The sequence below is a fragment of the Pantoea sp. GM01 genome (assembly GCF_000282675.1).
In the GTDB taxonomy this organism is placed as follows: domain Bacteria; phylum Pseudomonadota; class Gammaproteobacteria; order Enterobacterales; family Enterobacteriaceae; genus Pantoea; species Pantoea nemavictus.
Window position 1 is genome coordinate 84,995 of the sequence record NZ_AKIU01000028.1, and the last position, 13,618, is coordinate 98,612.

Annotated in this window: 9 protein-coding genes; 2 read left to right on the plus strand and 7 right to left on the minus strand. The window is 54.0% G+C overall.

Going from position 1 to position 13,618, the window contains the following annotated elements; all coding sequences use genetic code 11:
- Window positions 1-251 precede the first annotated feature (251 nt).
- Both ompC and PMI17_RS06925 read left to right on the plus strand, forming a co-directional pair.
- A complete protein-coding gene (gene ompC / locus PMI17_RS06920) occupies window positions 252-1,358 on the plus strand; it encodes a porin OmpC (RefSeq protein WP_007887395.1) in 1,107 nt (368 codons plus the stop codon).
- A 199-nt stretch (window positions 1,359-1,557) separates the two neighbouring features.
- A complete protein-coding gene (locus PMI17_RS06925) occupies window positions 1,558-2,748 on the plus strand; it encodes an amino acid aminotransferase (RefSeq protein ID WP_007887397.1) in 1,191 nt (396 codons plus the stop codon).
- A gap of 144 nt (window positions 2,749-2,892) precedes the next feature.
- On the opposite strand, the gene PMI17_RS06930 is transcribed toward PMI17_RS06925, so the two are convergent.
- From PMI17_RS06930 to cmoM, 7 genes are all read right to left on the minus strand, one after another.
- Window positions 2,893-3,525: an MBL fold metallo-hydrolase gene (locus PMI17_RS06930; RefSeq protein ID WP_007887398.1), complete on the minus strand. Its 633-nt coding sequence runs from the start codon at window positions 3,523-3,525 to the stop codon at window positions 2,893-2,895.
- Window positions 3,526-3,561: 36 nt separating this feature from the next.
- Window positions 3,562-4,113, minus strand: a complete 552-nt coding sequence (locus PMI17_RS06935; RefSeq protein WP_007887399.1) for a YcbK family protein — start codon at window positions 4,111-4,113, stop codon at window positions 3,562-3,564.
- A gap of 187 nt (window positions 4,114-4,300) precedes the next feature.
- Entirely contained in the window at window positions 4,301-6,130 is a 1,830-nt protein-coding gene (gene ldtD, locus PMI17_RS06940) for a L,D-transpeptidase (protein ID WP_036620478.1), read from the minus strand.
- A gap of 156 nt (window positions 6,131-6,286) precedes the next feature.
- Window positions 6,287-10,756 carry a chromosome partition protein MukB gene (gene mukB, locus PMI17_RS06945; protein WP_007887404.1) on the minus strand — a complete coding sequence of 1,490 codons (4,470 nt, stop codon included), beginning with the start codon at window positions 10,754-10,756 and terminating at the stop codon, window positions 6,287-6,289.
- Window positions 10,753-11,487 carry a chromosome partition protein MukE gene (gene mukE, locus PMI17_RS06950; RefSeq protein WP_007887407.1) on the minus strand — a complete coding sequence of 245 codons (735 nt, stop codon included), beginning with the start codon at window positions 11,485-11,487 and terminating at the stop codon, window positions 10,753-10,755. Before mukE ends, mukB begins: the two co-directional genes overlap by 4 nt.
- Window positions 11,468-12,790, minus strand: a complete 1,323-nt coding sequence (gene mukF, locus PMI17_RS06955; protein ID WP_007887410.1) for a chromosome partition protein MukF — start codon at window positions 12,788-12,790, stop codon at window positions 11,468-11,470. Before mukF ends, mukE begins: the two co-directional genes overlap by 20 nt.
- Entirely contained in the window at window positions 12,787-13,572 is a 786-nt protein-coding gene (gene cmoM / locus PMI17_RS06960) for a tRNA uridine 5-oxyacetic acid(34) methyltransferase CmoM (RefSeq protein ID WP_007887412.1), read from the minus strand. The genes mukF and cmoM overlap by 4 nt, the downstream gene beginning before the upstream one ends.
- Window positions 13,573-13,618 lie beyond the last annotated feature (46 nt).

Here is a 13,618-nt window from a genome sequence, read left to right on the forward strand (position 1 = left end):
AGCCGGCCTTTTTTTATTTTTGTAAATTTAGAGTTCTCTCACAAAGTTCCCGATATTTTACAAATTGTAATACAATTTTTCCTTTTGATACTCAATTGCGAGATTTGAATCATCTTCGGGCTAGAATTAGCAACCCCGTGATGGAAAGATGCGTGCAGACACAGGAGACATCAAACTTCTTTCAAGGTTCTGTAAAGATTTCTTGGCAGCAGTGGCAGATGTCCAAATAACTCCAATGAGGGTAATAAAAAATGATGAAGCGCAACATTCTTGCAGTGGTTATCCCAGCTCTGTTAGCTGCAGGCGCAGCAAACGCAGCAGAAATTTATAACAAAGACGGCAACAAACTGGACCTGTACGGTAAAGTTGATGCACGTCACACTTTCTCTGATGACGCTGGTAATGATGGCGATGCAACGTATGTTCGCTTCGGCTTCAAGGGTGAAACTCAGATTACCGACCAGCTGACCGGTTATGGTCAGTGGGAATACAACGTTCAGGCTAACAACACTGAAGGCGCTGATGCGCAAGACGGCAACAAAACCCGTCTGGGCTTCGCCGGTCTGAAATTTGGTGATGCAGGTTCATTCGACTACGGTCGTAACTACGGCGTTATCTATGACGCAATGTCTTACACTGACCAACTGCCAGTGTTCGGTGATGATACCCTGTATCAAGACAACGACAACTTCATGATTGGTCGTTCAAGCGGTCTGGCTACTTACCGTAACAGCAACTTCTTCGGTCTGGTTGAAGGCCTGAGCTTCGCAGCACAGTACCAGGGCAAAAACGAAGGTTCTCGTGACCCACTGGCACAGAACGGCGACGGCTGGGGTACTTCTGTAGCGTATGACACCGGTATGGGCATCAGCGCTGTCGGTTCTTACTTCTCTTCTGACCGTACCAACGATCAAGTTGCAGATGGCAACGGCGACAAAGCTGACGCATACGGTTTCGGTCTGAAATATGACGCGAACAACGTATACCTGGCAGCATTCTACGGTGAATCACGTAACACCACTGCTTACGGTAGCACCGCTCGTCAGGTTGCTAACAAAACTCAGAACTTTGAAGTGGTTGCACAGTACCAGTTCGACTTCGGTCTGCGCCCATCTATCGCTTACCTGCAGTCTAAAGGTAAGGAGCTGAATGGCAACACCGCTAACGGCTCAACCTTCGCTGGTGGCGATGCTGACCTGGTTAAATACATCGAAGTGGGCACCTACTACTACTTCAACAAAAACATGTCTGCGTATGTTGACTACAAAATCAACCTGCTGGATGACAACGATTACACCCGTGCTCAGGGCGTAAGCACCGACGACGTAGTTGGCGTTGGCCTGGTTTACCAGTTCTAATCATCCGATTAGAGTTGCGTAATACCTAAAAACGGAGCCTTCGGGCTCCGTTTTGCATTTCAGTGATCGGCTTCGCAATTAGCTTTTCTACTTTCAGCACCCGCCCTATTTCTTTTTTATATCAACGGTTGGCAAGCGTGCCGTCTAACGCTAACCTGATAGCTCATTTCGCTAAAGTTCACCCAAACGGAACTGACTCATGTTTGAATCGATCTCTGCCGCACCCGCCGATCCTATTCTGGGACTGGCTGACCTTTTTCGCGCCGATGACCGCCCGACTAAAATCAATCTTGGCATTGGTGTGTATAAAGATGAAACCGGTAAAACGCCGGTACTCACCAGTGTTAAAAAAGCTGAGCAGTATCTGCTGGAAAACGAAACCACCAAAAACTATCTGAGCATTGATGGTCTGGCGGATTTCGCGCGTTGTACGCAGGAATTGCTATTCGGAAAAGAGAGCCCATTAATCTCAGCGGGCCGCGCCTGGACAGCACAGACGCCCGGCGGCACCGGCGCCCTGCGCGTAGCGGCAGATTTCCTGGCAAATCAAACTGACGTGAAGCGCGTTTGGGTGAGTAATCCAACCTGGCCGAACCATAATAATGTGTTCAACGCCGCGGGCCTCGAAGTGTGTGATTACCACTATTATGACGCAGCAAGTCACAGCCTCGATTTTGACGGCATGGTGGCGTCACTGCAGGAAGCCAAAGCGGGCGATGTAGTGTTATTACATGGCTGCTGCCATAATCCAACCGGCGTCGATCCAACAGCCGATCAGTGGCAACAACTGGCGAAGCTGTCGCAAGAAAAAGGGTGGCTGCCACTGTTCGACTTCGCCTACCAGGGCTTTGCTCGCGGTCTGGATGAAGACGCTGAAGGCCTGCGTATTTTTGCAGCGTCACATCAGGAACTGATTGTTGCCAGCTCTTACTCTAAGAACTTCGGCTTGTATAACGAGCGCGTCGGCGCCCTGACGCTGGTTGCAGCGAATAGCGACGTGGCGAAAACCGCGTTCAGTCAGGTTAAATACACCATTCGCGCCAACTATTCGAACCCACCATCACACGGTGCTGCGGTAGTCGCCACCATTCTCAGCAATGATGCGCTGCGTACTATCTGGATTCAGGAACTGACCGATATGCGTCAGCGCATCCAGCGCATGCGTCAGCTGTTTGTGAATACCCTGGCGGAGAAAGGGGCTAAGCAAGACTTTAGCTTTATCATTAAGCAGAACGGCATGTTCTCATTCAGCGGGCTGACTAAAGATCAGGTGGTGCGTCTGCGTGAGGAGTTCGGTGTATATGCGGTGAATTCTGGTCGCGTTAACGTGGCTGGTATGACGCCAGACAATATGTCGGCGCTGTGCGAGGCAATTGTCGCGGTTTTATAATCCGTTAAATAATTCATGATGCAGGCAGGCGGCAAACGAGAGAGTCCCGATGAGCTTACATTAGTAAGCGATTGGGCGAACGAGAGCAGCTAACGCGCCTGCAACATGAAACGGGTAAAAAAATGGGCCAGAATGGCCCATTTTCTATTCTTGCAGGAAAGGATTGCTAACGCGCTCGCGCCCCAACGTCGAGACAGGTCCATGACCCGGCACGAAAGTCACATCATCGCCTAATGGCAGCAGCTTGGTTTTAATCGCATTAATCAAGTCGCTGTGGCTGCCCTGCGGGAAATCGGTGCGTCCAACGCCCCCGTTAAATATCACATCCCCCGAAATCAGCAGACGTCCCGCACGGTCGAAGAACACAATATGGCCTGGCGTATGGCCGGGGCAAAGCAGCACTTCCAGTACGACATTGCCAACCTGCACGGTTTCGCCCTCTTCCAGCCAGCGTTCCGGCGTCAGCGGTGCGCATTCCGGTAAGCCAAACATACGGCTCTGCGTCGGCAGATTATCTAACCAGAAAGCATCAAGCGGATGGGGACCGACGATCGGGACCTGATAGTGTTCAGCCAATTCGGCAGCGGCCCCAACATGATCGAGATGACCATGAGTGAGCAATATTTGCGACGGCGTTAAACCACGTTCAGCCAATATTGCTTTGATAGTTTCCGCATCACCGCCGGGATCGACCAGTGCGGCTTGTTGCGTTTCGTCATCCCAGATAACTGAACAGTTCTGGGAAAAGGCCGTAACCGGAATAATTTGGTAATTCATAGCGCTCCATGACCGACACACGCAGCGCTGCCGGTATCAGGACCAGTGCCTTGCAGGCCCGGTATCAATGTGTACGAAGTTGCTGCGCGGGTAATATCCTACACCACCGGCGCGCATAGATAACGCCGCTTTGCGAACATTGCTTAACGAAATTCCCTCAATATGGAAATCCATCGCTTGTCCTTTAGTGTGATAGCTTTTTTTCGCCACGCCCGGACCGGACTCACGCAACATATTGTTGGTTGCCAGAGAACGGTAACCCGAGATCAGCTGCACCGGTTTACGCGTATCCAGCAATGTCTGCAAACGATAAAGCTGATCAAAAAGATGAGGATCGATATTCTTCACCTGATTGGCGCGGAAATCACGGAAGAAGTGGTTTAAACGTGCTAACTCATCCTTGTCATAACGCTTACCGTTAAAAAACTCTGTTTTGAGGGTTTCACCGGTATGAAGGTTACTAAGCGTCAATACTCGTGGACGGGCAGTGGAAAGCGAAGCCAGAGCGGAGCCTGGAAGCATCGCCAAACCTGCTGCTGCGCCTCCAATCAAGAGTAATCGACGACGTTGAGAATCAAAATTAGCCATGAAACGGGGTTACCTAATCTAAAGCGGATAAAATATGTGCGAAAAGTACACAAGGCCGAACATTAACCGCAGGCAAAAGCTCAGTCAACCCAGAATATGGCGCAGACGGCCAAAACCAGCGCAAAATCAAATTTTCGCGACTGGTCTTGGTTAATGAAATGTAAAAGGAGGAGCGTCAAATCAATGACTAAAGCAGTAATTGTCCTGCTTTGTGCAATACCTGACTGCCGGAACGCGCGGGATTATCATAATTGTAAATATCTGTACGATACTGTGGTTGCCCATCATCGGCGACCCAGGCGGTTAAATAATAGAGGTTGACCGGAATCCGATGGCGAATCGACACATAACGCGTGTTACCCTCTTTCAATGTGTCCGAAATACGTCCGTCGTTCCAGCCCACATCCTGCAGCAAGAGATCGGCCAGCTCTGACGCTTTATTCACGCGCACGCAGCCCGAGCTAAGCGCCCGAATATCACGCTGGAACAGCGTGTGGTTGGGCGTATCGTGCAGATAAATGGCATCCGAACTTGGCATATTGAACTTGTAACGCCCAAGTGAGTTGGTCGCGCCTGGCGCTTGGCGAATGCGATATGGGAAACTCGCTGCCGACACCATATGCCAGTCAATCATCGACGGATCAATCACTTCGGCATCAGCGCTCCAGCCGGACAGCAGCGTGTAGCCATGCTTATACAGGTAAGTCGGGTCTTGCTTCACTTTTGGCACAATATCCTGGCGTACCAGAGTAGTCGGAACGTTCCATGGTGGATTCAGCACCACATTATTCAGTGCGCTGCGCATCAATGGCGTTTTGCGGTCAGGACGTCCCACAATCACCCGGGATGACAGAATGGTGGCACCGTTGTTGTAGTAGGTCAGTGAATAGTTCGGGATATTCACCATGATGCCGTTATGCATATCATCCGGCAGCAGGCGCAGACGCTGGATATTCAGTGCCAGCAGCGAGGCACGCAGCTGCGGCGGCACATTCAACCATTGACGCGTACGCGGACCAATCGCGCCGTCATCTGCTAATCCCTGCCAATGCTGGAAGCGCTTGACCCCCTCGACCAGCGCAGTGTCATAGATATTGGGACCGGATGCCGTCGGAGTAGCAGCCACATTATTATTGGCCACGTCAGGAGAAGCAGCGAGAGCAGGCGCTGCATCAATATCATCAAAGTTTGCAGCGGACGGACTCACCGCCACCGGTTGATTACTCTGGCTTACGGGAACCGGCGCTGTGGGTACTGCATCTTCTGCAGGTGTTGGCGTGCTGCTGTGGCTAGCGGTGAGCATGCCTGTACGTTGCAGAATCTCACGCAGCGCCGGCACATCATTACTGATCTGGCCCGGGCGCAGGGTGCTGCTGTCGCGCAGTTGCGGCCATGGATTATTATCAGTCAGCAGGGCTTTCAGTGCGTTATGCATCGGCAGGTATTGCGGATGCTGTGGTTGCAATGACAACACGAACGTGCGGCTACCACCGGCGTTAACCGCATTCTGCCATTGATTGATCGCCGCTAGCGCTGGCATGGTCAGCTTATACGGCACATTGCTGTAGAGCCAGGTTTCGCCTTGCGTCGGCACGTTGGCAACGAATTGCAGATAGCCTAGCATGGCATCACTCAGCACGATATCGCGCGCCAGCCCTTTGATATTAGGGTTGGTCAGCCGCTCCACCCAGCGGGTAAATTGTGGCTGCACGCCAGAAAGCGCCACTTCCGCCAGCTGTTGCTGAAACGCCTGCACCGCTTGAGGATCTTGCCAAAGCGGTGCCATATCACGCGATGCGTAAATGCCGGCTAAGCCCGGCAAGTAGAAAGGTTGCTCAGTGGCGCTAAAGGCCTGCTGAATTTGTTGCTGGCTGGCAGCAACTGACATTGTACTGTGCGTAGAGTGGGGTAGCGTGGAGGCGATGGCCGCATAGCTTACCGTCAACGGCGATAATACCAATGACAAACCGAGTGCTACTGCAGCACGACTCATTTTGCTCTTATTGTTTAGCAACATCCCTGCCCCCTTCTCACCAATGACACAGCGCCCTGTGATCGCCATGTACAGCCATACTCTTAATGTTGAGTATACGAATAAAAAACGGCATCTGCCTCTCAGTGCAAATGCCGCTTATAGATTAAACGCAGTGCTGTTTTTTAACCAGATTCAGCGTTAGCTATTTTCCGTTTCCAGACCGAGCCTGGAATTTTCATTTTTCACCGGCGATGGGTCCGCTGAGAAACCGCGCAGACCAACGACATGCACGTGCTCAGTGTTGTTAAACACCTTACGCACCAGCTTGTAGGTGGTCCCTTTTTCCGGGCTAATGTTTTCCGGTGCTGCAATAACCAGCTGCATCTCCAGACGTTCGCACAGCTCAAACAGCGTAGCGATTGAACGTGCATCCAGACGCGCCGCTTCATCAAGGAACAGCAGACGGCACGGCGAAATATCTTTGCCACGCAGACGACGCGACTCCTCTTCCCAGCTCTGGACCACCATCACCAGAATCGACATCCCGGTACCAATCGCTTCACCGGTAGAAAGTGCGCCACTTTCCGCACGCAGCCAGCCATCAGAACCACGGTTAACCTCCACTTCCATCTCGAGATAGTTGCGATAGTCGAGTAGCTCTTCACCAATGGTTTGCGGCGTGCGCTGGCCCATATCGATCTGCGGATTCAGGCGCTGATAAAGTTTCGCCAGCGCTTCTGAGAAGGTCAGGCGATTACTGGTGAACAGATCCTGATGCTGCTCATGCTCTTCTGACAGCGTATCCAGCAGCGTTGAGTGCGCTTCACGTACGTTAACGTTCAGGCGAACGCTGCGCACCTGACCAAAGCTTACGGCCTGCAAGCCCTGATTCAGTTGGCGGATACGGTTCTGCTCGCGCTGGATCGTTTTGCGAATAATGTTCGCCGCACTGCGTGAACTGATGGCTAGCGTTTGCTCGCGCGCGGTCAGCTCTTCAGTCAGACGATTCAGCTCAATTTCCATCTGTTCGATAGCTTCGACCGGATCGTCGGTACGAATGATGTCCTGACGAATACGTTCACGCAGATGCTGGTACACCGCGATAAAGAACTGAATCTTGCGTTCCGGACGTTTCGGATCTTCAGACATGCGCAACACATCGCGCAGATGTTCGTTATCCGCCACCGCCAGACGCAGCGCACCCAGCGCCTTATCCGACATGGATCGCAGCTCATCGCCGCTGAGATACGCCAGTTCGCGACGATGCAAACGACGCTCAACGCCGTTCTCTTTAACCAGACGCAACACCGTGCACCAGCCCGCTTTGGCAGTAACCACCTGCTCACGAATCTGGTGATAATCGCGCTCCAGCTTGCGCAGTTTCTTCTGCAGGCTGTCCATCTCGGCTTCACAGAAGGTGATCTGTTTTTCCAGCTGATTGCGACGCGCACGGTTATGGCTAAGCGCGCTGTACAACTCATCACGACGAATGCGCGCCCGCTCTTCCGCGCTGGCATCCGCCTGCACGCCGATATCCTGCATCTCTTGCTGCAGCTCTTTCAGCATGTCGCGCTTAGCATCGTAAGAACTTTTTAGCGACGCCAGCACCTGTGAATACTGCGTCAGCTGCGCCTGATGCCCGCGCAGACGTTCGCGCGCGCGGCTGCGCTCGCCTTCTGCCTGCTCGAGACGCTGGCGCAGTTGTTCATTGAGATCGGTGTTGCCGCCCAACATGCCAGCCGAGCTTTCATAGTTGAAATGCGCACGGCGCTGCACCACTTCGGTCAGGGCAAAGGCCTGCTGACGTGCATCGCGCTGCTGTTGCTGTGCCTGCTGATAATCGCGCTGCAACTGATCGTGCTGCTGCGGATCGCTTTGCAGTACCGCAATCAACGGCTCCAGTTTGCTGAGTTTGCTGCCGTGCTGATGCAGGAAACGCGCGGCTTCCTGCGCCTCTTCCACGCGCTCGCGAATCTCTTCACAACGATCGCCGAGCGTATCATCGAGCAGCAGATTAACGCGCGGTAATAGGCGGTTCAGCTGGCTCACGCCCTCTTTAGCCTGCTCAAACTGTGCGCGCTGCTGTTGATTGTCGTTTTCATGCTGCGCCAACGCACGCTCCAGTTCGCCACGGCGGCTGTTGAGCTGGCGAATCAGTGCTTCCGGATCTTCATCAAACGCCACCGCTAAGTGGCTACCGATAAAGCGGCTGAAGGATTGATGCAGACGTTGGGTTTTCTGCACATCAAACGACAGCGTGGCGTAACGCTCAGCCAGCTGTTCACGTTCGTTGTTGAGCAGCTCAAGCTGATTTTCACGCGCCGCACGACCAAATAGCGGCACTTTCGGGAAGCGTGAGTAGCGCCACTGACGCTCAGCCACTTTCACCACCACCGCTTTTTCCAGCTCTTCCACGCTAAAGACGCTATCGTCAAACGCTTGCGGATCGCCCTCAATCAGGTAGAGATCTTCCGGGCACTCATCTAAACCGTCGAGCAGTTCGCGCACCAGCGACAAATCTGGCACCACGATGGCGTGACGCGATGGACCATACAACGCCGAGAAGTACGGCGCGTCATCCAGCGTGACATCGTCGTAAATTTCAGACAGCAGCACGCCGCCAAAGCGTTCCGCCAGTTGCGTCAGGCGCGCATCTTCCGCTCCGCCCGGTTGGCTCAGTCGTTCAATTTGCTGTTCGACTTCACGCTTACGCGCCGCCAGCTCATCGCGCTCAACGGTGGTTTCGCGCTCGCGCTCCAGCAGTTGCTGCATAAACTCGGTGATTTGCTGGCTGCTGGTCAGCTCCTGGCCGGTTTGCTCGCTGAGTTGGGTGAGGATCTCCTGCGCTGCCAGCCAATGTGGCGCGCGCGCGGTCAACGCGGTAATACGCTCACGCAGTTGCTCCAGTTCCTGACGCATCAGCATGCGGCGTTCACCCGCATCCGAGACGCTTTCGTTAAGCTGCTCGATTTGCGCTTCGAGTTCACGCTGCAAACCGTCCAGTGCATCCGCATCGTATTGCTGGCCCTGACGTTTACAGAAGTCCGCCAGCAGGCGCTCGGCATCATGCTGCTCACGCAGACGGGTTTCCAGCTCGTTGAGACGCAAACGCAGCGATGACAGCTGATCGGCATGATGACGCTGATTAGCCGCATCGCGCAGTAATTCGCGCCCCACTTGCCAGGCATCCTGACGGCCGACGTCATCACCGGCAATGCTGGTGACCAGGCTTAACGCCTGCTCGAACTGGCTGTGTGCCGCTTCGGCGACGCTCAGCTTCTGCTCCAGACGCAGTAATCGCTCGGTGGCTTCTTCTTCCCGCGCCTGGAAGGTTTCCTGCCATTCGGCAGCATTATCGATACTCAATTCGGGCAGCTGACACTGCGTACGCGCTTTTTCCAACGCCTGCAATGCCTGCTGATATTGAATCGCCCGTGTCTGCTGCACATCGAGTGCCTGCTGAAAATCAGCAAGCTGGCTTTTCAGCTCATCTACTTCAATTTCAGCCGCTTCGGCGCGCGCTTCATTCTCTTCCTGCACGTCACGCGCTTCAGCAACCACTTCGTTCTGCTCTTCCAGACGATAGGTCAACTCTTCCAAATCGGCATCGTATCGCTCGATTTTCTCCTGCTGACGCATCGCGGTTTGCACCAGATTCAGGTGATCGCTGGCACCCTGATAATCGGTTTCCAGGTCGTTCTCGGCAGCGTTGTGCTCAGACAACTCACGCGCCATCTCAATGTGACGATACTGCTCGGAAATCAGTTGATTGCGACTGGTGAACAACTCATTACGCAGTTGGAGCGCACCGTCGAGGTGAATACGACGCTCGTTGGCGTGGCGCATGTAGTCGGCAGAAACATAGCTGGTGGCTTCAGAGATCAGATGCTTAAACAGGTCGCGATCGGACTGGGTGACGCGAATCGCTTCCAGCGTCATGCGGTTTTCACGCAGCGCGGCTTCCATATCCTGGAAAGCCTTACGCACGCCGCCGTTTTCCGGCAGCAGGTAGTCGCGCAGCGAGCGGGTAATGGCGCTAGAGATACCGCCATACAAGGAAGCTTCAATCAGGCGATAGAACTTACTGCGATCGCTGGCATTACGCAGACGACGCGGCACTACGCCGAGCTCGAACAGCACCGCATGATAGTCCGTTACTGAGTTGTACTGGCGGAACTGCACGCCTTCCTGCGCTTCAACGCGCTCCTTCACTTCCGTCAGCGGCAAGACGCGCGCCTGGCGGTTGTTGAGGATTTCAGTCAGCATGTCGGTTGGCTGCGAATCCGTCGGTAAACCGTGAATACTGAATGGCTTGATATCGACCTTTTTATCGCGCCCGGCCACCTGCTGCAGACGCACCCCAACCACCACACGTTGATGGCGTGAGTTGACCACATCCAGCACCGAATAACAGACGCCAGCGCGCAGTTTGCCGTGCAGCCCTTTATCGCGCGAACCCGATGTCGCCCCCGCTTCGGTGGTGTTTCGGAAGTGCAGCAGCGTTAGATCAGGGATCATCGCCGTGACGAAGGCCGCCATGGTGGTAGATTTACCGGCACCGTTACCGCCCGATAGCGTGGTCACCAGCTCATCGAGATCAAAAGTACGGGCAAAGAAGCCGTTCCAGTTGATCAGCGTTAGCGAACGAAATTTACCGCGTTCAATCATGCTTGCTCATCCTCCGCGTTATCACTCGCGTCGCTTTCAGCGTCAATATCATTATCTGCTTCATCGTTCTCTGTCGCAGCCGGCGCGCTTTCCAGCGTCATCGCTTCACCGTCACGAATCAGGCGCAGCTGCGCTTCACGCGCATCGTCACCGCTGCGCACGTCAGCACCAAAGCGGAACACCGATTCGGTGATGCGGAATTTGCTGCTGTCATTGCCCATAAACCACACCATGCCAAGACGGCGCAGACGGCTCAGCGAGGCGCGCATTTTTTCCTGCAGCTTAGCGCGATCGAGATCGGAACCGGTGGAACGCTGGTTCACCAGCTTCAGCAGTTTGCTCTCATCGGCCAGCGACAGCAGCTCGTCGTACAGCTCCTGGTGGGTAAAAATACCCTCATTGGCCAGACGTTCCGGACTGAGATAGAGATAACAAAGAATTTTGCCCACCATCATATCCAGCTCGGACAGTACCGAGCGCGGAATCAATGTGGTTGAACGCGGACGCAGATAGAAAAAGCCTTCCGGCGCGCGGATCAGTTCAACGTTGTAGCGCGCGTAAAACTCTTCGAGGTATTCCTGGTAATCCATCAGGAAGGCGTGATTATCCAGCTCTTCAATGCCAATGTGGCGACCCGCGCGTAACTGGCTATCGAGCGCCGGGAAAATCGGGTTAGCCAGAGCCAATGCCAGTTTGACTGGCATCACTTGTTCAATATTTGTCGATGACATGTGCCTGCACCTTGGCTCCGTAATCATTAATGGCCTGCCATTGCGCAGGCAGGCCGGCTAAATCAGCTTCGGCCACGCCGAGTCGTACCGCCTGATCGATGACGATACGTGCCAAATCAAAGTGGCGCGCGCGCGGATACTGCGACAGGTAGTCGCGCATAACCGTCGCCAGATGGAGCGGTTTCTGCTCCTGTTTGTAGATCTGCAGCGCCTCTTCGATCATCGCGGCCAGCTGTTCGCGAATCTCATTAAACTCTTCATATTCCATTTCCGGCGGCAGCTCGCCCATCACTTCGTCATTGCGCAGCGTCATCTCTTCATCGCGCATATCATAAAGACGATCGGCATTGGCGTAGGTTAGCGCCCACGGCTGGTCGAAATAGTTCTGCACCGACAGGCGTAAACGCTGCGCAAAAACGCGGTTCTTATCCATGTCGATGGCGGTACGAATAAACTTATGTACGTGGCGGTCATAGCCGATCCACAAATCGATAGCCTGCTGGCCCCAGCTGATGATGCGATCCAGCTTGTTTTGCAGATCAAACACCAGCTTATCGACAAAGCCGAGATCCGGGCTGCTCAGCGTGGCGTCCTGAATACGCAGCAGGTTGGCCTGCAGCTTATCGCCCGCCGCCTCTAGCGTATCCTGCAGCTCACGTAGGGTGCCGGAGGTTTCTGACAACAACATTTCACAGCTGGAGATCGCCGCACGCCAATCTTTGTTAAGCAGATCGGCAATATCGGTTTTCACCGCCTGTTGCTGCTCATCCATCAGACGTTGCGTCATGTCGATGCTATCGAAAATTTCCGCCACCGAATATTTCAGCGGCGCAAAGACGTTGCGATGCCAGTGGAATTCGTCACCATCTTCTTCGGCCGCATCCGCCGCGCGTTTAAGCTCCTGCGCCACAATCGACAGCTGCATCGAGAGACGCAACGTGGAGAATTCACGCTGGCGAATATAGTAGTCGGTAATGCCGATGGCGAGCGGCGTCAGACGATAGATGGCGTGGCCTTCCGTCAACTCACTGGTAAAGCGGTTGAGCAAGCGCTGGCGCACCATGTCATTAATGGCGTTATTGGCACGCACCTGCACGGTTTCGTGGGTTTGTTCGAAAGCCTTGCTAACGTGACGAAACGCGTCAATCAGCTCGCCTTCGCTCATCTCGCCGTCCATGCGCTCACCGTTTAAGGTGGCGATAGCCAGCAAAAAGGCCAGACGTTCTACCGGCAACGCAAGCGAAAAGTCGTTCTTGCGCGCCCATGCCACCAATTCGGGGACCGTCTGGGAAAATTCGCTCATAGTTGATCCTTCTGACTGGGTTTGCGCGCGGTCACGTGGATATAGCGCCCTAAACTCAAAAAGGGCTCCTGGCGACAGAAACGCCGTTCCATCTCAATGATTTCCTCAACGCTCTTCCCTGCGCCGGGTTGCGGCTTCATATAATCACAGAAGACGCGAATGCCCGCACGCCGTTCAATTTCAAATCCGCAGTTTGTCAGCCAACGCGTCACATCATCGGGATCGCGAGGGAAATCCGGCGACAGCGTGCGCTTTTTGCGTTTGCTCATATTGGCGCGCATATAGCCGAAATTACCGAGCGTTAGGGTGCGGAAAGTTAAGCCATGCGCGTTGTAGAACATCAGCGACAGCACGCCGCCAGGCTTCAACGTGTGCCACAACGCTTGCAGCACCTCTTCCGGCTGTGCGACCCATTCCAACACCGCGTGAAACAATACCAGATCAACCTGCGTATCCAAATGTTCGCCCACCTGCTGGGCGCTAATTTGTTTGAATTGCATGTTGTGGCTCACACCCGCGTTGTGCGCATGTGCTTCGGCCAGCTTCAGCATCTCGCCAGAGAGATCGCACAGCAGCACCTGATGACCACGTGCAGCCAGGCCGCTTGAGATTTGTCCCACACCGCCACCGGCATCCAGCACCGCGAGCGGTCCAGCGGGCAGCGTGGGTAACAGTGCTTCCAGTTCATCCCAGACGATCGCCTGGCGCACCTGGCCTTTGCGCGTGCCATAAATGTTCTGTGAGAATTTGTCCGCCAGATCGTCAAAGTTACGATCCTGCATGATGATGGCTCCGCTTTGCTGCATTCAACTTGTGCTATTTTGTCAC